General features: G+C 38.1%; 18 protein-coding genes. 7 read left to right on the forward strand and 11 right to left on the reverse strand.

The genetic code is table 11. From position 1 onward, the window contains the following. Window positions 1-48 precede the first annotated feature (48 nt). Together FFJ24_RS15350 and FFJ24_RS15355 are read left to right on the forward strand one after the other, a co-directional pair. The gene (locus FFJ24_RS15350; RefSeq protein ID WP_246862625.1) at window positions 49-1,398 is read left to right on the forward strand and encodes a porin; all 1,350 of its coding nucleotides are present in this window, start codon (window positions 49-51) and stop codon (window positions 1,396-1,398) included. Between the two features lie 79 nt (window positions 1,399-1,477). Then, window positions 1,478-2,044, forward strand: coding sequence for a MarC family protein (locus tag FFJ24_RS15355; RefSeq protein ID WP_086549389.1), 567 nt, complete (start codon window positions 1,478-1,480; stop codon window positions 2,042-2,044). A 425-nt stretch (window positions 2,045-2,469) separates the two neighbouring features. Here the strand turns inward: FFJ24_RS15355 and FFJ24_RS15360 are convergent, their stop codons facing one another. The 7 genes from FFJ24_RS15360 to FFJ24_RS15390 all read right to left on the reverse strand — a co-directional run bounded on the left by FFJ24_RS15360 (window position 2,470) and on the right by FFJ24_RS15390 (window position 9,398). Then, on the reverse strand, window positions 2,470-3,639 hold the full coding sequence (locus FFJ24_RS15360) for an RsmB/NOP family class I SAM-dependent RNA methyltransferase (protein ID WP_138818050.1): 1,170 nt from the start codon (window positions 3,637-3,639) through the stop codon (window positions 2,470-2,472). A gap of 30 nt (window positions 3,640-3,669) precedes the next feature. After that, entirely contained in the window at window positions 3,670-4,881 is a 1,212-nt protein-coding gene (locus FFJ24_RS15365) for an amino acid ABC transporter substrate-binding protein (RefSeq protein ID WP_138818051.1), read from the reverse strand. Window positions 4,882-4,992: 111 nt separating this feature from the next. Then, window positions 4,993-6,522, reverse strand: coding sequence for a glutamine-hydrolyzing GMP synthase (gene guaA, locus FFJ24_RS15370; protein ID WP_138818052.1), 1,530 nt, complete (start codon window positions 6,520-6,522; stop codon window positions 4,993-4,995). A gap of 141 nt (window positions 6,523-6,663) precedes the next feature. Next, window positions 6,664-7,062 carry a type II toxin-antitoxin system VapC family toxin gene (locus tag FFJ24_RS15375; RefSeq protein WP_138818053.1) on the reverse strand — a complete coding sequence of 133 codons (399 nt, stop codon included), beginning with the start codon at window positions 7,060-7,062 and terminating at the stop codon, window positions 6,664-6,666. Further along, window positions 7,059-7,295: a type II toxin-antitoxin system Phd/YefM family antitoxin gene (locus tag FFJ24_RS15380; RefSeq protein ID WP_025145669.1), complete on the reverse strand. Its 237-nt coding sequence runs from the start codon at window positions 7,293-7,295 to the stop codon at window positions 7,059-7,061. The genes FFJ24_RS15375 and FFJ24_RS15380 overlap by 4 nt, the downstream gene beginning before the upstream one ends. A 144-nt stretch (window positions 7,296-7,439) precedes the next feature. Further along, window positions 7,440-7,898: a dCMP deaminase family protein gene (locus tag FFJ24_RS15385; RefSeq protein ID WP_138818054.1), complete on the reverse strand. Its 459-nt coding sequence runs from the start codon at window positions 7,896-7,898 to the stop codon at window positions 7,440-7,442. A gap of 63 nt (window positions 7,899-7,961) precedes the next feature. Beyond that, window positions 7,962-9,398, reverse strand: a complete 1,437-nt coding sequence (locus FFJ24_RS15390) for an MFS transporter (protein WP_138818055.1) — start codon at window positions 9,396-9,398, stop codon at window positions 7,962-7,964. A 143-nt stretch (window positions 9,399-9,541) separates the two neighbouring features. On the opposite strand from FFJ24_RS15390, the gene FFJ24_RS15395 reads away from it, so the two are divergent. After that, complete coding sequence (locus FFJ24_RS15395; RefSeq protein WP_138818056.1) at window positions 9,542-10,168, forward strand: LysE family translocator; 627 nt, start codon at window positions 9,542-9,544, stop codon at window positions 10,166-10,168. A 500-nt stretch (window positions 10,169-10,668) separates the two neighbouring features. Here the strand turns inward: FFJ24_RS15395 and FFJ24_RS15400 are convergent, their stop codons facing one another. Continuing rightward, window positions 10,669-12,570, reverse strand: a complete 1,902-nt coding sequence (locus FFJ24_RS15400; protein ID WP_057932784.1) for a class II glutamine amidotransferase — start codon at window positions 12,568-12,570, stop codon at window positions 10,669-10,671. Window positions 12,571-12,792: 222 nt separating this feature from the next. Between FFJ24_RS15400 and FFJ24_RS15405 the strand changes: the two genes are divergently transcribed. From FFJ24_RS15405 to FFJ24_RS15420, 4 genes are read left to right on the forward strand one after another with little or no spacing between them, the layout of a single operon-like run. Next, window positions 12,793-15,567 (forward strand): TonB-dependent receptor domain-containing protein, encoded by a 2,775-nt coding sequence (locus FFJ24_RS15405; protein WP_138818057.1) that lies wholly within the window; start codon window positions 12,793-12,795, stop codon window positions 15,565-15,567. 11 nt (window positions 15,568-15,578) lie between these two features. Further along, window positions 15,579-16,904: a DUF4876 domain-containing protein gene (locus tag FFJ24_RS15410; protein ID WP_138818058.1), complete on the forward strand. Its 1,326-nt coding sequence runs from the start codon at window positions 15,579-15,581 to the stop codon at window positions 16,902-16,904. Between the two features lie 48 nt (window positions 16,905-16,952). Further along, window positions 16,953-18,518, forward strand: a complete 1,566-nt coding sequence (locus tag FFJ24_RS15415) for a DUF6850 family outer membrane beta-barrel protein (RefSeq protein ID WP_138818059.1) — start codon at window positions 16,953-16,955, stop codon at window positions 18,516-18,518. 3 nt (window positions 18,519-18,521) lie between these two features. Next, complete coding sequence (locus FFJ24_RS15420) at window positions 18,522-19,661, forward strand: cytochrome-c peroxidase (RefSeq protein WP_138818060.1); 1,140 nt, start codon at window positions 18,522-18,524, stop codon at window positions 19,659-19,661. Between the two features lie 463 nt (window positions 19,662-20,124). On the opposite strand, the gene murI is transcribed toward FFJ24_RS15420, so the two are convergent. The 3 genes from murI to FFJ24_RS15435 form a co-directional block, all read right to left on the reverse strand. Then, a complete protein-coding gene (murI, locus tag FFJ24_RS15425; RefSeq protein ID WP_138818061.1) occupies window positions 20,125-20,940 on the reverse strand; it encodes a glutamate racemase in 816 nt (271 codons plus the stop codon). A 378-nt stretch (window positions 20,941-21,318) separates the two neighbouring features. Continuing rightward, window positions 21,319-21,897 (reverse strand): OmpH family outer membrane protein, encoded by a 579-nt coding sequence (locus FFJ24_RS15430; RefSeq protein WP_138818062.1) that lies wholly within the window; start codon window positions 21,895-21,897, stop codon window positions 21,319-21,321. Window positions 21,898-21,959: 62 nt separating this feature from the next. Next, complete coding sequence (locus FFJ24_RS15435; RefSeq protein WP_138818063.1) at window positions 21,960-22,490, reverse strand: OmpH family outer membrane protein; 531 nt, start codon at window positions 22,488-22,490, stop codon at window positions 21,960-21,962. Between the last annotated feature and the right edge of the window lie 31 nt (window positions 22,491-22,521).

Raw genomic sequence — 22,521 nt, forward strand, 5'->3', positions numbered from 1 at the left:
TAAAGTCGGGGCTTTTTTTATGTTAAATAATTGTTAATAAAACTACCTTTGCAGAAAATTGATAAGATGTACCGCAATTCTGCTAAAATTAAAAGCGTTTATTTCTCTTTAACTGTTGTTTTACTCTTTATTTCCACATTAGGGTATGCACAAAGAACAATTAACGATGTAATGGATTCTACAACGGTAAACCATTTGCTTATTATATCAAAGAAATATGGCTCATTATCGTTTAGTGGATATTTACAGCCACAATTTCAGGTTGCACAATCAAACGGCACACAGGCAGAATACCAGGGAGGGAATTTTGGCGAATTCACCAATAATCGGTTTAGATTGAGGAGAGGTCGTTTAAGGGCCGATTACATGATGTTAACAGAAGATGGCAGTCCTTCTACCTATTTTGTACTTCAGTTTGATGGTACGGAACAAGGTGTGGCTATCCGCGATTTCTGGGGACGTTATTACGAAAACAAATGGAAGATACTGGCAGTAACCCTTGGTCTTTCGGGCCGTCCGTTTGGGAACGAACTGCAATTGTCTTCTTCTGTCAGAGAAGCACCAGAACGTGGACGGATGTCACAGATTTTAATGAAAACAGAACGCGATCTGGGGGTTACTTTTACCCTAAATCCACGTTGGAAAGATGCTACACTTAAAAACTTTGTATTCGATTTCGGCATTTACAATGGGCAGGGTTTGGCCGGCCCGGGTGAGTTTGATAACAGCAAGGATTTCATCTTCAGGTTAAGCCATAAAACTTATTCATTTAATAAATTTACTATCGCGGGCGGTATCAGCACACTACAAGGCGGTTTAAACCATCGTTTACCACTCAGCTATAAAATGGACAGGAGTAGCGATCAATGGAGAATGGTTAAGGATTCATCCGCTTCAACAATTAATAAGGTAGCTCCAAGGAGATATTATGGTGCCGATATTCAGTTGGCTACAAAAACCAAAAGCTGGAAATCAGAATTAAGGGCCGAAGTGGTATCAGGGCTACAAACAGGCACTTCAACTACCTCAACCACACCAGGCTCCTATCCTGTTGATAATAAATCGCTGGCCTTGCCTTATTATACCAGAAATTTTAACGGAGCCTACCTTACCTTTGTGCAGACATTAAACAGTACCGATAACCAGCTTATTTTAAAGTATGATTGGTACGATCCGAATGCAAAGGTGAAAGGACTTGATGTTTCAGGCGACAGAGGACTTTCTGCCGCAGATGTTCGCTTTGATACTTTTGGTTTTGGCTTTTTACATCACTTTAATCCACACTTTAAGGCGGTAATTTATTACGATATTATTAAAAACGAATCAACGCAGATTAAAGATTATACGGCTGACAGGAAGGACAATGTGCTCACTTTAAGAACACAGTTCTATTTCTAATAAATAATCACACAATTGAGGAATTGATACAAATTCCGCTACCTTTGCTTAAAATTGTCCCGCTATGAAATTCGATTTTATGACGTTCAACTTAAGCCAGATCCTATCAACAACGATGGTGCTCTTTGCGATTATCGATATTTTAGGCGCCATTCCGGTTGTAATCGAATTACGTAGAAAAGCAGGTCATATCGAATCGGAAAAAGCATCACTAGTGGCAGCAGGTTTAATGATCCTCTTTCTATTTGTTGGCGAATCGCTGTTAAAGGTAATCGGGTTAGATGTAGAATCTTTCGCTATTGCAGGCTCATTCGTAATCTTTTTTATCGCAATGGAGATGGTATTGGGATTAACCATTTTTAAGGAAGAAGCACCCGAAACGGTATCCATTGTTCCATTGGCTTTCCCGTTAATTGCCGGAGCTGGAACCATGACCACCCTACTTTCGTTAAAAACAGAATACCATACCCAGAATATCCTGGTCGGCATAATACTCAACATGTTATTTGTTTATTTCGTACTAAAGAACACCAACAGGCTGGAAAAACTTTTCGGAAAATCAGGCTTAAACATCTTACGTAAGGCTTTTGGCGTAATTTTATTGGCCATTGCGATTAAATTGTTCAGGAATAATACAGGGCTTTAGGGATCATTTCAAAGATTCGTCACCCTGAATTTATTTCAGGGTCCAATAAGTAAAAAAGATGCTGAAACAAGTTCAGCAAGACGACGAACGGAGGAAAGTACTTGTCAAAATAACAACCCTTCCAATCAATTTGTAACAATAATTTCGTATATTCATCTAAACATAAAGCTTACATCATGAACAGCTTTGAAGAATATACCTTAATTATTGGAGCCATCGCCGTTTTAGTCGAGGCGGTGAAATACGTCAAAAGGAATTTCAGATCCTGGTTTGAACATACTTAGTACGCATTGAATCGATTTCTATTTTTTAAATAGATTCGTCATTTCCAACTTGATTGGAAATCTTAAAGCATTAGGATTCCCGCCCGCACGGGAATAACGGTCTGGGAAGATATTCACAGATCTTAAAATCCTTTAATCCTGTTAATCCTGACTCTTCTTAATCAACCTGGCTACAAACATCGTATCCGCATTATTTTCATAACCTTTTATCAGTTCCATTTTTTCCAGTTCTAACGGAAGTGTATCAAGTATATGCTGCACAACCGCTTCATTTTCTTGCGCAAAAGCAGAACAGGTAATGTAAATTAATGGCTTACCTGGTTTTAAGTATTTCACCACGTTTTGCACAATTATTTTTTGGATACCTGCAAACTGATTGATTTTACGTTCTTCGAAAAAAGTAAGCATTTCAGGCGTTCTTCCCCAGGTTCCTGAACCAGTACAAGGTGCATCCAGGATAATGCCATCAAATTGATAATGGTGCAAAACCTGATCGTTGTTCTGCAACAGATCGATTTCCTTTTTATGATATTTCCTGATTCCCGCTAAACGGAAACGCTCATCCAGGTTTAACAATACACTTTCGCGCAAATCAGAAACCAAAAGTTCGATAATTGGCTCCAAACTATGTAAAAGCAGGGTTTTCCCACCCGATGCGGCACAGCAATCCCACCATTTATCCCATTTATTTGGTTTGAAATATTCACCTGTATGCTGTGAAGATAAATCCTGAACCTGATAACTTCCCTCATTTAAAATGGTTTCAAGCTTGGTTCCATTGGGTAAAGCCAGGGCAGTATCAGTAATCATTTTCACTACAATACTTTCACCTTCCAATTTAGAGATAATTGCTGCAGAATCTTCGGTTTTCACGCGGATAAACAGATCGGGTTGTTTAAAGAACGAAGTAAAAAATGCTTCTTTATCAATGTCGTCAGAAAGCGTTGTATGGAAAGGATAAACTTCTTCTATATTAAAGTCAGGATATTTAACTTTAATCAGCGCTAATTTTTCCCCGAGCGGCAAAGTGATATTTTCCTTTAAATCTGGTAAATTCTTCTCCACCAGCAAGCTTAAAGTATCGTGGCACAGAAAATCTGCAATACTCAAACGGACTTCATTGTGAAGCGTTGGTAAAGCTTTTCCTAATCTAAAAAAGCTGTAAATATGGCGGGTAGCCCACCTCCTGTCTGACGACCCCATTTGCTTATGCTGTTTAAAATAAGCGGGCAGAAAGCGATGTAAAGGCAAACTTCCATCATAACTATTTAAAATCTGTTCAAAGGCTCTTAACTGATGATCTGCTCTCATGCAATATTAAAATGGAAGAAAAATTTTAGATTACTCAACTGGGCTTAAAGCGAAGTTTTTAAACTTCAACAGCATTAAACTGGTGTTAATATAGCCTAATTTTTCATCATGGATAAATGAAAAATTATTATGCAGCCCTTTGTACTTATCCTTTACAATATAATCTTTATAATCTTCGCCGTAAGTTACCAGTAGTTTGCCAAAATAATAGCCAACATCGAATCCTTTAAAAGCATATTCTCCAGGCTCAAAGCCATATTTATAGCGGTATTTTTTGATAAAAGTAATTACGGCACTACTTTTATAGTCTATTTTGTAGGATGAACTAATGATGGTATTCAGATCTTGCAATTTATCGGTAGGATAATTCTGTTTAACCCAGTTCGGGTGACCAAAAAGCGAGAGGTTATATCCACCTGACGGAAGATGTTTTAATTTATACAGTTTTTCGATAGTCGGGAGCACAAAAGGCCGGTCGGCGGAGGTAAGCACTACCGCATATTGTTTGCCTTTGATCATCCTTGTTTCAAAGGCATAAGCCGAAGCATACTCCTGCACAATAAATTTGGTATTGGTTTGAAAATAGTTCCTTATTGGTGCTGCAAATTGCTCGTCTTCTGTTTTTTTAGGGTTAATCAATACCACTATCGTATTAGCTGGATTGTAATTTTTAGCAATGTATGTGGCTATCTTTTTTCCATGTAAGCCAATATTATTTACAATCGATACCAGATTTGGATTGTTAAACTCAGCAGGTTCGGAGGCGGCCAATGGAGATACAATGATTGCATTATTTTCTTTGGAATAACTGGAGATAAACTTTAATCCGTCAGGAAAAACGGGGCCAATGATTAAATTGCTTTGTTTGAAACGATCATTCTTGTACAAGAGTGATATATGTGCATTGTCATCCTCCGTATCAAAAACATTAAGTTTAAAATTTAAACCTTGCGCGGCAGCAGAATCCAGCCCCAATTTAAAACCCTGATAAAAATCAATAGGCATCGCATACTTCTCGATATCGGCTTTTGTAGCTGCTTTTAAATTCAGCTCATCCAATTTAAATGGAACAAGCAGGGAAACATTTGCCTGCGAAAACTTTTTGACAGGCTTTTTATCTGCAGGTTTCTCTTTTTCAACCGGTTTATTCGTTTCGGGCTTAGGTGTCCTGATTTTAGGCGAACAAGCACTCAAAACTATCATAAACAAAACCAGCAATCCGTAAACCTTCTTAACATTCATACCTATCGTTTTTAACAAAATATGCTAGCAAAGTTTATTCCACCTTGCTAGCATCACACTTATTTTATGCAGTTTGGACTGAAAACTCCAAACCGAAAACTTATAACTGAATTATTCCCACTCAATAGTTGCTGGCGGTTTAGAGCTGATATCATATACCACTCTGTTAATCCCTTTAACTTTATTGATGATTTCGTTAGAGATTTTAGCCAACACCGGATAAGGCAAATGACACCAATCTGCAGTCATTCCATCCAATGATTCAACCGCTCTTAATGCAATTACATTTTCATAGGTACGCTCATCACCCATTACACCAACAGACCTAACCGGCAAAAAGATGGCTCCTGCCTGCCATACCTGATCATATAAACCTGCTTCTTTTAAATTGTCGATATAAATTTTATCAGCATCCTGTAAGATAGCTACTTTTTCTGCAGTAACCTCACCAATAATGCGAATACCTAAACCTGGTCCAGGGAAAGGGTGACGGCCTAAAATAAACGATTCTAAGCCTAAGGCAGTACCTACTCTTCTCACTTCATCTTTAAACAAAGTTTTAAGTGGTTCTACTACTTTAAGTTTCATAAAGTCTGGCAAACCACCCACGTTGTGGTGCGATTTAATGGTAGCCGACGGACCTTTAACCGAAACCGATTCGATGATGTCAGGATAAATGGTACCTTGGGCCAGCCATTTAACATCCTGAATAAGGTGAGATTCTTCATCGAAAACTTCGATAAAAACACGACCAATGATTTTACGTTTTTGCTCAGGATCTTCTACCCCGGCCAACTGGCTTAAGAATTTATCTTTAGCATCAACGCCTTTAATGTTCAGGCCAAAATCTTTATACTGCTCTAAAACACTTTCATATTCATTTTTACGTAATAAGCCATTATCAACAAATATACAGTGTAGGTTTGTGCCGATAGCTTTATGCAAAAGTACCGCAGCAACACTGCTGTCAACACCACCAGAAAGTGCCAGAACAACTTTATCGTTACCTACAGTAGCTTTAATATCGGCAATTGTAGTTTCAACAAATGCAGCTGAAGTCCAATCCTGACTGCAACCGCAAATATCAACTAAGAAATTTTCCAAAAGGATTTTCCCATCAATACTATGCGTTACCTCAGGGTGAAACTGAATGGCATAAGTATCAGAATCTTTAATGTGGTAAGCCGCAACTTTAACACTGTCTGTACTGGCAATCAGTTCAAAATTTTCAGGAATATCGGTAATGGTATCGCCATGGCTCATCCAAACTTGCGAATCGATGTTGATGCCTTTAAATAATTTATTCTCCTGGTTTACAAAATTCAGGTTAGCACGGCCATATTCGCGTGTTGAAGATGGCTGAACTGCACCACCGGAATGTTGTGCAATATATTGTGCGCCATAACAAACCGCCAGTAAAGGATATTTTAAGTGGTATTTTGATAAATCAATTTGAGGCGCATCTTCCTGGCGAACAGAGTATGGGCTACCCGAAAAGATAACACCTTTTACGTCATCTGTAATCTCAGGAAGATTGTTGTATGGATATATTTCACAGTAAATATTTAGTTCGCGAACCCTACGAGCGATGAGTTGTGTAAATTGCGAACCAAAATCGACGATAATGATTTTTTCTTGCATCCGCAAAGGTACCAATTAGATATGAGATTTGAGAGGGGAGATTTGAGATTTTTGAAGGAAAAAGTTTGACGCTTAGCGCATAGTGTTTGGCGTTAATTAATCTTTTTTAAAAAATTAACAGAACAAAAACAAAGTAGAAAATTACCAGATAATCTTTAAACCTGCTGATTGGTATTTATTAATATTTTCATCTTTGCTGATTAAAGTAATATCATTCTGAATGGCCTGCCATATTAACATCCTGTCAAATGGATCTTTATGCCAGATGGCATTTAATTTATAATGACTTGCTGCCAACTCTGGTGAAACCGGCATTAAGTCAAAGCCCAAATCTTTTGCTTGGCTCGACAATTCATTAGGCTCTAACCCTATAAGATTAAGTTTACCAAGTGCATATTTTAAAGATATTTCCCAAAGGCTGATGGCGCTTACAAGAATTGTATTTTCATTATTTTCAATAATAGATATTGCTTCGTTTGAAAGTCTTTTTGTATCAATTATTGCCCATAAAAACACATGAGTATCTAACAAATAAATCATAACCCTAAAAGTTCTTCATCTGTCATGGCAAAATCGTCATTGAAAATCACCTGAGCTTTTCCTTCTAAAGGGCCTAATTTTCTTTTACCTTTATTTTTGCCAGATTCCGGAAGAAAATAACCAATAACTTCTTTCTTTCTACCATAAGTTACGGCAATACCAATACCTGCCTTAACATCTTCAAGTACTTCAGAAAAGTGAGCTTTAAATTCCCCAACCGACATTGTTTTCATAGCTAATAGATTTATAATCAAATATAAACAAAACTTGTCAAGTTGTCAAGTTGAAATTGACTTATGTTTTTAGATCTAAACTTCGTTTGCTGATATACGATTTGCAGCAACTAATGAACTAATGACTCATGAACCAATAAACCTCTACGATTCGATCAAAACGACCTCAACACCAAACTTCCGTAAAAAATCTACACCCTCGTCGCTAGGCAAACCTTTATAAGCTGCATACGATTTAGAATAATACACCAATTTAATTCCTGAAGATAAAATCAACCTTGCGCAGGCAATACAGGGAGATAGCGTTGTATATAAAGTACAACCTTCTATTTTAGATCCATTTTTTGAGGCATAGAGGATTGCATTTTCTTCTGCATGTAACGCCAATGAACAGCTTCCCTTACTATCGCGTGCGCAACCATGCTCTGGCCATTCCTCATCGCAATTGTGCGTGCCGGCCGGTGGTCCATTATAGCCAATAGAAATAATGCGGGTATCTTTTGTTAACACTGCACCAACATGGGCACGTACGCAATGCGAACGGGCTGCCAGATCGGTGGCAAGGTTCATAAATATCGAATCGAAACTTGGTTTATCTGCCATATAAAAATCAAAAAAGCCACAAAGAAATTCATCTTTGTGGCTGCTAAATTACTTTATTAAAAATTAATGTCCGCCAGAAATTTTCTGGTCGAAGTTAATTCCTTGTGATCTTAATATTGATGCCACTTTCCAGGCATAAAATGCCAGGTAAGCAAAACAAATGATTCCTACGATGTAACTGTGTTGAATACCTGTAAACTCTGATACTGCACCCTGCGCCCAGCTAATGATACCACCGCCCATAATCATCATGATCAGGAAACTACTTCCCTGACTGGTGTGCTTACCCAAGCCACTTACAGCTAAAGTAAAAATACAAGGCCATAATGTACTACAGAATAAACCTACACTGGTAATAGCATAAACACTTACCATTCCTTTAGTAAACATTCCGATTAACAATGCAGTAATACCAATTGCCGAAAAAATCAATAACATTCTGGCAGGATTACCTTTACTCGCCATATCAGCAGCAATTAATACCAGAATAATCAATGCATATACATAAAATGGAGCCAAATCATGTTTCGCAATGGCGTTAACAGCTAAGAAAATACCAAAAGCTAAATATGGTGCAATAAAACGCAATACTTTTTGTGTGCTGATATTATCAGTAAAAGCTTCAACAGCACCTGTCCAACGCCCAATCATCATACTAGCCCAGTATAACGAGATATAAGGAGCAATATCTTTAATGGCAAAACCAAGATCTTTTTCCATGTAAGCAGGCAAATTACTCGCGGTTGATACCTCAACACCTACGTAAACAAAAATAGCAATCATACCCAAAACCAATTGTGGATATTGCAAAGCTGATCCCTTAATCGATTTAGTATCATCTGCTGACGCTTCCACCAAAGCAGGTCTATCAGGTAAAGATGACATTTTTAAGAAAATTGCTACTGCAATAAAAGCTACTCCCAATATTAAATAAGGAATTTTAACGCTTTCTACGCTGATGTTGGTATTGGCGTTTGCAGCAGAACCAAAAATGGCGAAACTTACAATAAGCGGCCCAATGGTTGTACCAAAGTTATTAATACCTCCGGCAAGTGTTAAACGCTGCGAACCGGTTTTAATCGGGCCCAGGGCAATTGCTAAAGGATTAGCTACCGTTTGTTGTAACGAGAAACCCAGTGCCACAATAAATAAACCCGAAAGCATTAAAGGAAATGAGTGCAGGTTTGCCGCCGGATAAAATAACAAGGTCCCAAGTGCGGAAATAACCAAACCCAGTGCCAACGAATTTTTATAGCCCAGTTTGTTTACAATATCTTGTCCTATTAAAACAGAAATACCATTATAAATTAAAGCACCCACCGTGTAAGCAATGTAAAATGCCAGCGAAACCAGCTGACTTTCGGCCTGCGATAAATCAAAAGCCTTTTTAAATACCGGGATGAGAATGTCATTACTGGCGGCTACAAAGCCCCAAAAGAAGAATACAGTGACCAGTGGGATAAACTGCGCCCACTTGGTTTGCGTTTGTTCTGAATTCATATTATAAATCTAGTTTTATTGGGGCTAAACATAAATAAAAAAAAGCTAATAATCAGTATTTTTATGCAACCTATGCAACAAAAATAAATGTTATATGTTTAGGTATAAAATTGCATATTCGCATATTCTAAACAACACAATGCATGTTTGAAGCCATATTACTAGGTATAGGAGCAGGGATTATTTCGTCGTTTTTAACAGGGCCGGTTTTTTTTGCAATGATTAAAACCAGCATAGAAAGGGGTTTCAAAGCTGGTTTTTCTTTAGCTGTTGGTGTAATTATTAGTGATGTGATCTTGATAGGTCTGGTTCTTTTTGGTAGTCAGTTTGTCGATTATAAAGCCGAATTTGATAAATACGTAGGCAGTATTGGCGGTATATTTTTACTTGCCGTTGGTATTTATTACCTGGTTTCTAAAATCACCGTGCATTATGATAGTACCACACTACAAAAAGTGAGTAAACGGGGTTATGTGCTTAAAGGTTTTTTAATGTGCATCCTCACTCCTTCTACCCTCATGTTCTGGATTATTGTGAGCGGTATTATTTCCGTTAAGCTCAACAATATGCTTAATGAGAAATTAGTCTGCTTTTTTATTGCCATGGCCACACAACTCAGTATTGATGGCGCTAAGAGTTTTTACTCGAGCAAGCTCCGGTATAAAATAAAAGAAGATGCGCTTAAGAAACTGAATAAAATTGCAGGTGTAGTGATTATCTTTTTTGCCTTCTGGCTTATTATTAAAACCTATCTGAAGTTTTACGCATAATATATTGCTTCCCCAACTTAGATGCGCTTACATGTCTTAGGTGGTTAAATATTTTTAGAAAAGCAGGTGCAGTATAACTATTGTTGTTAGTCCTGCCAATGCTGCAAGTCCTCGGCAAATGAAGAATTTGCCTCCGGGCTTTCCGCGAATGTCAGGTTTAGGAGGCAAGAGCAACAACGCCAAAAAGAATGTAACATGAGCGATCAATGAGGGTACGAACTATATATAAAAATCTGCGTTTTAATCTGTTTAATCTGCGGGAACAAAAAATAGAGTTATCATTTTGACCAGATAAGATATCTAAATCAAAGATTACGATTGATGGCATGGAGGATGAACCTATGTTAGTGGTTCGCGGGGACATGAACCACGGAGCGGAAAAAAATGCACAAACCTTCTTTATGCCTTCCTGCATTTGTGGTGAAATGTATGCGCAAAAAAAATAGCCCATATTACTATGAGCTATCTGTTATTTAAGTCCCCCACAGGGGATTCAGGGACTAATAAGCCCTTTGGTTATTTCCTTCTTTCCAGTTAACAAAAGCTTTATTAACCACTTTATTACCGCCTGGTGTAGGGTAATTTCCTGAGAAATACCAGTCACCTTTGTTTTTCGGACAAGCTTCATGCAGGTTCTCTAAACTTTGGTAAATGACTTCAACCTCAGCAACAGTACCTTTTGGGGTAATGATCTGTGCAATTTTAGCTGAAATTTCTTCAGGCGTGAAGGGTTTATAAATTTCCTTAACGTGGTTTACAATTTCCTCTTTAGGTAAAAGTAACGAAGCCTTACATTTCGTGTAAACATCTTCTATCACCTGCCACATACCACGCTCCGTTAACAGTTGAATAGCCGCATCGAAAGCTACAAACTGTCCCATCCTGCTCATATCGATACCATAACAATCAGGGTAACGGATCTGAGGTGCTGAAGAAACAATAATGATTTTCTTAGGGTGCAAACGGTCCACAATTTTAATGATACTCTGCTTTAAGGTAGTACCACGTACAATCGAGTCATCAAGTGCGACTAAAGTATCCTGGTGGTTATTGATAATACCATAAGTAGTATCGTAAACGTGCGCCACCATTTCACTACGGTCAGCATCCTGGGTAATGAACGTTCTTAGCTTTACATCCTTAACGGCCAGCTTTTCTACGCGAGGTGCTAAAGACAGTAAGTCTTCAAGCTGCTGATCTGTTAGTGTTTCTTTCTTATGTAAAAGTATATCTTTCTGGTGCCTGCGCACATATTGCTGAACGCCATCAACCATTCCAAAAAAGGCAACTTCAGCCGTATTCGGAATAAATGAAAATACTGTATTTTTTAAATCGTAATTAACTGCCTGAAGAATTTTATCACTCAATAAACGGCCCAACTGTTTACGCTCACGGTAAATTTCTACATCACTTCCTTTTGAGAAATAGATACGCTCGAATGAGCAAGATAACCTTTCGGTAGGCTCACGGAATTGCTCCATGCTCACCTCGCCATTTTTCTTAATTATTAAAGCATGACCAGGATCGATCTCTTTAACATCTTTAAACTGAATATTAAATGCAGTTTGTAAAGCTGGCCTTTCAGATGCCGCTACAACAATCTCATCATCATAATAGTAATACGCCGGACGGATACCTGCCGGATCGCGCATAATGAACGAATCGCCATTACCTACCATACCACAGATCGAATAACCTCCATCCCATGTTTTGGCCGAACGGCGAAGGATATTGGCAATATCTAAGTTATCAGATATTTTGTGTGTAATCGCAACGTTATCGTGCCCTTCTTTTTTATACTGATCGAAAAGTTCCTGGTTTTCATCATCTAAAAAGTGACCGATTTTTTCCAATACCGTAACAGTATCTGCTTTTTCTTTTGGGTGCTGACCTAACTCGTACAATTGCTCCAATAACTCATCTACATTCGTCATGTTGAAGTTACCCGCAATTACGAGGTTACGCGTCATCCAGTTGTTTTGCCTTAAAAAAGGGTGACAATTTTCGATGCTGTTTTTACCATGTGTACCATAACGCAAATGGCCCATTAACACCTCGCCGATAAAGCTTACGTTGTTTTTGAGCCATTCTGTATCCTGCATTAATTCAGGGGTATTTTCCTGTATATCAACAAATTTGTTCTGTACATATTCGAAGATATCAGCTACCGCATTTGATGCCATGCTCCGGTATCGGCTAATGTACCTACTGCCCGGTTTCATATCCAGCTTAATGGTGGCAATACCTGCGCCATCCTGGCCCCGGTTATGCTGTTTCTCCATTAAAAGGTATAATTTGTTAAGGCCGTAAAGTGCTGTACCGTACTTTTGCTGGTAGTAAGAAAGTGGTTTTAACAGGCGAATAAAAGCGATTCCGCATTCGTGTTTTATCTGATCACTCATTGTGTGGGTTTGAAGCCGCAAAGTTATCCTTTTAAACCATTACAACCTAAACAAAAGTGTTTTCTTTTGTGATGATGAGTTTTATCTGACAGATGATACAAATAGACTATCACTGCATTTCCCGAGTTAAAAACCTGTATGATTAATTAGAATAATTCTAAATAACTTGCAAACCAGAGTTAAAATTAACACTTTTGCAGCATTATTATGATTTAGTCTAAATTGAAACAAATTTACATATCCTTATTATTCTTATCGATCTGTGGCAGTGCGCTGGCGCAAATCAAGAGCGTTGTTACCGGAAAAGTGGTTGACGTAAACAACCGGCCTATCCCCTCTGCAAATATCAAAATTATCGAAACTAATCAATATGGAACCACTACTGAAGATGGGACTTTTAAATTCAACCTAAGCAATTTAACCAATACGACTTTAACTTTTGAATTTTCTTTTATTAGTTATCAGCGTTTAACAAAAGACATTAAAATTTTTGCTGGTGATGTTAATGTGGGCAATATTGTTTTAAAAGAACTGAATTTAAGTCTGGAAACCATCGATATTAATGCAAAACGCAATTATGAAGGGCAGTCAAACTCTTCTTTAATTATGTCAAGAGATGTTATTGAGCAAACCCCAGCTTTGAGTATAAGCGATTTACTGAACCAGATACCGAACAGAAAAATTGTAGCCCCCTCTCTACAGCGCGTGCAAACCATAAACCTGCGATCTTCATTCGAACCCACCACCGATCAAAGAGGCCAATTTGAACTTAGCAATGCTTTCGGTGTAGCCATTATTGTTGATGGTAATGCCATTAGCAACAATATGAATATGCAGAGTTACAATCCAGGTATGCTTGGGGCCGGCAATTCATTATTATCATCAGAAGGTTACGGGTTAAATGGTTCTAGAGGAACAGCTTACTCAGGTGATTATGCTTTTGGAGGAACCGATTTAAGGCAGGTCCCTGTAGATAATATTGAAAGTATTGAGGTGATTTCGGGAGTTGCACCCGCCAAATATGGAGATTTAAGTGACGGAGCAGTTATTGTGGAAAGGCAGGCAGGAAAAGCACCAGGATATCTTCGCATGCAACTCCGAAATGATGCCACATCTTACGGCTATTCTCAAGGTTTTAAAATCTCCCCTAAGGCTGGTGCTATAAATGTTGGACTAAACTATGTAAATTCTTATGCTGACAACCGTGATAGGCTAAAAGCTTATAAGCGGATTAACAGCAATTTAATGTATTCTAATACTTTTGGCCGGGAAGCCAGATTAAAGAACACCCTAAGCCTTGATTACGGAAAAAATCTGGATGGGGTAAAAAGCGACCCAGATGATATTAAAAAAGCACTGATGAGGTTCGACAGCTGGAATTTCAGTGTAAGCAACAGAAGTTCATACCGTGTGAACCATAATTTTCTGAAAAACATTTCGATTAATTTACGCTATTCAGAAGGCCATCAGGTAACCTATAAAGAAGAATTTAAAAACGAGCCTTATGTAATTATCTCCGATGCGACTTCAACGGGCATATTCGAGGGTGCTTATGTAAGGGGAATTTATACAGCCCAAACCCTGATTGATGGCAGGCCTGTTAATGCTTCAGCAAAACTTGATTTGAATGCAGATTTTAGAACAAGAAGTGTTACCCATTTTTTAAATTTTGGTGCGAGTTACGATTATGGCGCTAATAATGGTTTAGGACAGGTACTCGACCCAAATAGACCAAGATTTGGGACGGCCATTACTACAACCTCGTTAAGCCCATCTCGTTCTGAAAGGTACTACGATTTTAACCTGGCGGTTCCACAAAACAATATTGGTTTATACGCCGAAGACATGTTTAAACTCCCGCTATTTAAAAAAGAATTGAATGTAAGGGCGGGCTTAAGGTACGATCTTCAAAATGCCTTACCATCATTTTCGCCAAGGCTTAACTTAAATTACGCTCTCAGTAAGTCGGTAAAGATTGGTTTGGCATACGGGCTTTCGTTTAAATCGCCGGCGCTTGCGCAACGCTTTCCGGGGCCAACTTATTACGAAATTCCTTTAGTCAATTCATACAACAATAGCAGTGCCTTAGAAAGCACTTACTTAGTATACGTAAACCGTTACGATCATCATTCAGAAAATCTGAAATCAGCATATAGCCAAACCATTGAATTAAGCTCACAGGTTAAAATTAAAGATTTCAATCTTTCACTCAGTTTGTTTAGCAAACTTTCGAGAAATGGAATTGGTACTATTGCTACACCTGTTATTGTAACATTACCCACATACAACGTGGTTCCGCAACCCGGTCAGAAACCACTAATTACCACAAACGGAACCAAGAATTATTATTTTGTGTACCATAGGTTTGATAACGACCTAAGCTCTGACAACCAGGGTCTAGAACTGATCTTAAATACACCTCAAATTAAAGCCATTTCCACATCCTTTAACATCAGTGGTGGTATTTTCAGAACGAATTATCAAACCAATAGTCCACGATTGGGTAACACCTCCGATCAAACCATCACACGAGATGATTATGCAAAAGTTGGCTTTTATGAACCACTTAAAAGAATTTCTTACTTAAGTAACGGCCGTATCAGTTCTGCTACACACATTCCGAAGATTAGCCTTGTGATTAGCTTTATTGCAGATTTTTCAATTGCCCAAAAATCAATTGAATCGCCTAATTCGGGTATTCCATTTGCCTACATCACCAATAATGGCAAGTATGTTACCATCACCAACTTTGATGCTTCAAACCCAGATTACGGGCAATTATTTAAACCGTTATCAGAAGTTAATAAAGACAATATGCCTAAAATTGTTCCGAACTTCCACTTATCTCTTTCAAAAGAAATCAAGAAAAGGCTGAGGTTCTCTTTTAATGTATTTAATGTTTTCAATTATCAGCCTTATTACATCAGCTCATCCGGCACATATACTTATCCCAATTCTGCTCCATCATTTGGCGCAGAAATATCCTTAAAACTCTAATTTTCAAAGTCATGAAAAAGTACCTTTACCTGTTTCTAGTTATCTTTCCCTTCGCGGCATGTAAAAAAAACAACTCAACCGAGATTGAGCCTGTTGATTTAAATATCAAAATTAATTACAAACTGGCAACCAGTGGCTATACGCTACCGCTTAATATTGCTAAACTTAAAATTACCAATATTGAGACCAGAACTGTGCAGGAATTTACTGTAAATGATAAAGGTGTTATTCTGATTTCTAAGTTATCACCTGGATTTTACGACATCGACGCTTCCTCCAACTTTAGCGCAGCTGAGTATTCCACTATCACAGGAACAGTTACGGAAAAAGCAGTTACATTTAATGCTTCCTTAAAAAATAAGCAGATTACTGTAGGCTTCTCTGAAACCATCAACTTAAACCTGATTGCGGGCAGTCTTGGCGACTGGGTGATCAAACAGATCTATTTTGCAGGATCAGATCGTGTAAATGGAGCGCTTTACAGGGATCAATTTATTGAGTTTTACAACAATAGTGATAAAACACTTTATGCCGACAGTTTATACTTTGCAGAAACGACCGGATTAATCACTAAAAGCACATCCGGATCATATAATTTGTTGCCAAGCGGGCAATTAGACTGGAATAAATCACAAAATATGCCTACTGATATTGACGCTAATAATGATTATGTATATGCACGTGCATTATTCATGATCCCTGGAACCGGAAAACAGCACCCTGTTGAGCCAGGTAAGAGTATTGTGGTTGCCCAAACCGCAGTTAACCACAAAAGTCCGTTTACTGGAGTAGATGGAAAAGCAATTACGGTATTAAATCCTAGTTTAACCGTTGATTTAAGTAAAGCTGATTTCGAAGCTTATTATGCACCATTTTTGAGCAAACCCTTAGCTTCTGACATCGACAATGCCAGTGTGCCAAATCTTGAAGTACTGTCATACTTCGGTACTGATATGATATTTGATAATCCCGGGAGGTATGGGTATGTATTAGTGAAAGTTGATGGTACGCAAAAGCCGAAAAACTGGCCGCAATATAACTATCCTACCAAAGCCACGCCATCATCATCAGCGGGAAAATACTATCAAATACCAGCAAAATGGATCATTGATGCTGTAGAAGTGCAACCTAATGAAGCAACTGACCGTATCCCGAAAAAATTTGGAGCAACCCTTGATGCTGGTTTTACCTTTGTACCACTTGGTTCATATACTTCACAATCTGTAGTCAGGAAAACAGAAAAAACGATAAATGGTAGGATTATCCTGAAAGACACCAATAACAGTACTGAAGATTTCGATTACTTCAACGTTGCCAATCCGAGAGGATTTAAATAAAAAGTTAATTGCTGGTCGGATTCATCCGACCGGCTTTTTAAACCTTCTATGAATAGAAAAATTCTAAAATATTTGTTTTTGCTAGTGCTCCCATCATCTGCCCTGGCTCAAAAAACAGTTACTGACAAAGAGTTTCAGCAGGCATTGGCTACCAATCAGTTTTATGCAGATTCGGCTAGCCAGGAACTGCTCAAATTTGCTAAATTGAGCAGTTATTACCTCAGTACGATGATGCCCGAAAGGTTTAGCAAAATCAGCCTTACCTACAATTTTGATAAAGGCACCTATATTCCTTCACAAGGAGCCACAAAAATTAATGCGGGTAAATTATCAACAGAAGGTACGGTTAAACTCGGCAGTATTAAATTATTTGGGAGTTTCTCTTATGCTAAAACCTTTGAGGATAGTACACGTTTTTCACATCAAACCAGAAACAATACTTCTTCTCCATATTATTTTGGTTCTCCAGCTTATGTTCATTATGAAAGAAGTGTTTACAGTTTTCAGGCTATGGCCAATAAGAATTTCCTTAATGAAAAATTAAGTCTGAGTATTGGAACTGATTATAAAGTAGGAGATCATTTCTCAACAAATGATCCGAGGGGATCAATAGGCGAATACCAGTTCAATTTGAATGCAGCTTTAGGCTACAAATTATCGCCATTTGTTAGATTGGGATTCGGTTATCGAAAAGGTTATGGTCAGGAAAAAATAACCATTGGATACAAAAATCCCCGGTACTATGAAAGCTCAAGCTTTCCAATGTATTATAACCATCTGGTAAATGGCTATGGAGAAACGAAACCAATACTAAACGACAGAAGATATAATGACGATCAACAACGCAATGGTTTGGATATATATTTTGACATAAATGCCGGCAACTTTGGCAGTTTTTATTTGTTTGGAAATTATATTGAAGAAAATCAGCGTTATTTTTTTGCTAATGGTTCTGGTTTTACTGATTATTCAAAATATAAACTCAAAAGAACTGACGTTAACCTGCTTTGGAATAAAAAACTTTCACATGGTACCATTGGCACGCAGGCACAATATCAATCAGTTGATGGTGCTGATTATAACATTGATTTTGGTGCCAACAACTACAAGTATTTATCCAGTAGCTTAGGGGCAAAAGTATTTCTAACTACCCAATCTGCTAAAAGTATATATAACCATTTTATAAAAGCCAATTATTTTGACGAAGAGAGGATTGATGGCATTAGGGCAAATGATGTTTATTTTAACCACTTAATGCTGATGGTAGGTTCAAGTAAAAGGTGGATCAAAGAAAACAACGGTTATATCGGCATTGGTTTTTCTGCACATCATCAGTTTTCACTGAGCGATCATTTTACAGTGGCGCCTGCCAATGAAGCTTATTTTACGAGATATGTGATCTATCACGACTATCTGTTTAATACTTCTTCTGCTGCAGGAGGCGGAGTAACAGCAGAATACGGATTTCCACTATTTAAAATGATGCTGTCGAGCATTAAAATAAATGCCTTTTATACACAAAAGCTTAACCAAAAAAGCTTAAATAGAACAATTGTCACAACCCCCGGTAAAGACCGTTTTTCTTCTAATATTAGCCTAAACCTGTATTTTTAACCCATGAATAAAATTTTTGCCCTTCTTGCTTTAGCCCTTACCGGACTCATCTTATTTTCTTTTCAATCAGCCGACTTTAATGACGACGATGAACTGAGCATAGATAGCCTGCGCAAAGTTTATTCAAAACCTACCGATCAATGGCCAAAACCTACGGTTGATAAAGATGCCGTTTTTCAGGAATTGGGCGAACTTCCACCCTCTCCTGTTGATTTAAAAAACGACTCGGTAAAAAATGTAGTGGAGCTGGGTAAAATTTTGTTTTTTGATCCGCGTTTGTCGGGTTCGAACCAGATTTCGTGTTCGAGCTGCCATGCACCAGATTTACACTGGACAGATGGCCGTCAGGTTTCAATCGGTCATGATCATTTGACCAATATCAGAAATGCACCTTCACTGGAGAATGTCTGGTTTTACAAACGCCTGTTTTGGGATGGCAGGGCAAACAGTTTAGAAGAGCAGGCCGGCAGTCCTGTAGCGGCACATAATGAGATGCACCAGGACATGAAAGTTTTACCCAAAAAGCTTAGTAAAATTAAAGGTTATCAACCTTTTTTCACGGCTGCATTTGGTTCAAAAGAAATTACCAATAAAAGAATTTTCGAAAGTCTGGCTACTTTTCAGCGCAGCATTGTAAGCAGAAGAACCCCTTTCGACCGTTTCCTGGCGAAAGATAAAAAAGCCTTAACAGATCAACAATTAATGGGCTTACACTTATTCCGCACAAAAGCCCGCTGTATCAATTGTCATAACGGACCATTTTTTACTGATAACGAATTTCATAATGATGGTCTAACCTATTATGGCCGTAAATATGAAGACCTAGGGTTATACAATGTAACCAAGAAACCAGAAGACGTGGGCAAGTTCAAAACTCCCGGACTGAGAAACGTGATGAAAACGGCTCCCTGGTTTCATAATGGTTTATTCCCTGATATGGATGGCGTGATGAACATGTACAATGTGGGCATGCCGGTACAGCGTGTGAAACCGGAACAGGTAAATGATCCTTTACTACCTAAAAACGATAAGTTATTAAAGGGATTAAAATTGAGTATAGCAGAAAAAGATGCAGTTGTTGCCTTTTTAGAAGCATTATCTTCGCCTACAGTGCTGACCAGGGTAGCGCAATTGCCACAGTAATTAGTTTGGAGTGTTGAATTGGGAGTTTGGAAGCAATTAAACTAGATTCAGTATAAGACAACAAAAAATTGCTTACCCTTTCTTTACCTTTTGTTTACCCTTTCTCTACACCAAGTTAACCCCAGGTTAACCCTTTGGTTACCTATTCTTTACCTTTTGGTTACCTAAAAGGTAAAGCCAGGCTCTGCTTTGGGACTTTCTTAGGTAAGCCAGGGCCGATGCTGACCGCCAGCAGGTACGAAGAGCCCTTGTTGAAGAATAGTTTAAACACGTTCCTAACTGCTTAAAAAGGAGCATAGATTTGCCACAGAACATCCACAATTTGTTAACATTTCATCTTAGCGAAAAGTACTAACCAGACATCGGTTACCTGTTAGTAATCTGCAGTTAACTGTTAACCGGTTTTAGCCGGCGATTGGCTGTCAGCAATCAAACAATCTGGCCATTCAACAATTCATATCCATCACATCTTACCAGACTTCAGCGCTTCGCCGAAAAATATAGAAGCATGTGCATCAAATACAGCAGGATCGCCACTGGTATAAAAATGTCTTTCTTTTTGCTTAGCCAGTTTTTCTTCAATCTCCGGATGTCTTTCTAAATAATCGAGCAAACGTTCAGCTACAATCTCACCCTGCGTTAAAATATTGATATGATCCGGAAATACTTTCTTCAGTTTAGGCATTAATAAAGGGTAATGCGTACAGGCCAATAATATACAATCGATAGCTGTCGATTGGCTCAATAACTGATCACAATATTCATGGATAAAAAAATCTGCTCCGGGCGCTAAGTGTTCGTTGTTTTCGATCAGCGGAACCCACATGGGGCAACTTTGCTGATAAACCTTAACCTCTGGAAAAAATTTACTGATCTCTAAAAGATAGGATTGAGAATTAACCGTACCTCTTGTACCCATTACCCCTACCGATTTGGTACTCGTATAATCATTAATTACCTCTGCAGTGGGCCTTATTACCCCAAGCACCCGCCTATCTGGATATTTAGCAGGAAGATCTATCTGCTGAATGGTTCTGAGTGCTTTTGCCGATGCCGTATTACAGGCCAGAATAACCAAATGGCATCCTTTTGCAAAAAGCCATTCTACGCATTCTAAAGTATATTTATAAATGGTATCGAAAGAATGATCGCCGTAGGGCGAACGGGCATTATCGCCCAGGTATATATAATTATAATCGGGCAATTTATCGGCAATGGAACGGAATACCGTTAATCCACCGTAACCTGAATCGAAAATACCTATCGGCGAAACCTGCATTATGTTGGAAAGTTAAATATTGAAACCGTTGTAAAGTTAGTTGAAAATTGGAATGTTTTAGTGATAGTTCGCATGTTGTAAAATTAAAATGCTTAGCATTTCTGAACAAAACGTCCAACAAGAAAATCGTCATTTCAGGCGGAGTGCTACCTGTACCGATTTTACATCGGTAACGCAGTCGAGAACCCGAATGCTCAGCGAAGTCTATCGAATATAGATCTCTCCATTTCACTGCGCTTCGTACGATAGCTATCGGATCGAGATGACGACAGTTTAGATAAATCCTAAAAACAAAAAAGCGGAACTAAGTTAAACTTAATTCCGCCATATATCTTGAACTGGTCAGGAGACTCTCGACTCCGAACTCACGACTCATGACTATTTCTTAGGTGCAGCTGGTTTTGCAGCGGTTGCTGTAATACCTAATTTAGATTTAACTGCAGCAGTAATATCATCACCACCATCCCAGAATACTAAATTGTTACCACCTTGTCCGTTTGCGATATCGAAAACATAAGCTAAACCTTTTTCTTTAGCTACAGCAGAAATGGCTGTTGCTACTTTAGCCTGGATTGGTTGGAATAATTCACCTTGTTTAGTGCCTATATCTTGTGATGCTTTAGTACGTGCATCAGTAATTCTTTTTTCTAAATCCTGTAATTCCTGACCTGCAGCCTGTAATTCTTTACCCACTGTTTCTTTGTTAGCCTCACTTAAAGTTTTTTGTTTCGCTTCTGCAGCAGCCATTTTGCTTTGATATTCTTTGATCATTGCATCAATATCGGCTTGCTTCTGTTTACCTAAGGTTTCTAAAGTAGTTTGAGCTGTTTTAGCTTCAGGTAAATTTGCAAAAACCTCCTCTGAATTAATGTGACCCAATTTTTGTTGTGCACTTGCCATATTCGCTGTAAACAATAACCCTGCTGCTACAAAGAATACGTTAATTAACTTTCTCATCGTTTTATTTTACTTTTTTATTTTTTTCTAATTGTTTTCCTTCAAAAATCAGGGCGAATATACTAATTATTTACAGTCCCTGGTTTATATCCTAATTTTACAATTACATCATTACTAACATCGTAACTGCTACTTGCATAAATCATCATTGTTGCTTCACTGCTTTTGTCAAAAATGAAGTCTAAATATTTTGATTTTGCAATCTGTTTAATAGCCTCAGCTACTTTATCCTGAATAGGCTTAATTAATTTTATCCTGCTTTGAAAAAGATCTCCATCCGGTCCAAACTTAGAACGTTGAAATTCTTTAGCTTGTTTTTCTTTTTCTATAATCTCGTTTTCACGTCGTTTGCGCATATCATCAGTTAATAAAACCTGATCGGCCTGATAAGCCTTGTACATCCTGTCAATTTCAGAAAAATTCTGATCAACCTGTTGCTGCCATTGTTTAGACGCTACATCTAACTGACTGAGTGCCGATTTATATTCTGGTAAATGTTTCAAAATATACTCCGTGTCTACATAAGCAAACTTCTGTGCAAAAGCACCAATAGAGATGCAAAGCAGGAATGCGATAAAAAGATACTTCTTCATTTGTGTGTGTGTTAATGATATAGTTAATAAC

This window comes from Pedobacter sp. KBS0701, from assembly GCF_005938645.2.
GTDB lineage: Bacteria > Bacteroidota > Bacteroidia > Sphingobacteriales > Sphingobacteriaceae > Pedobacter.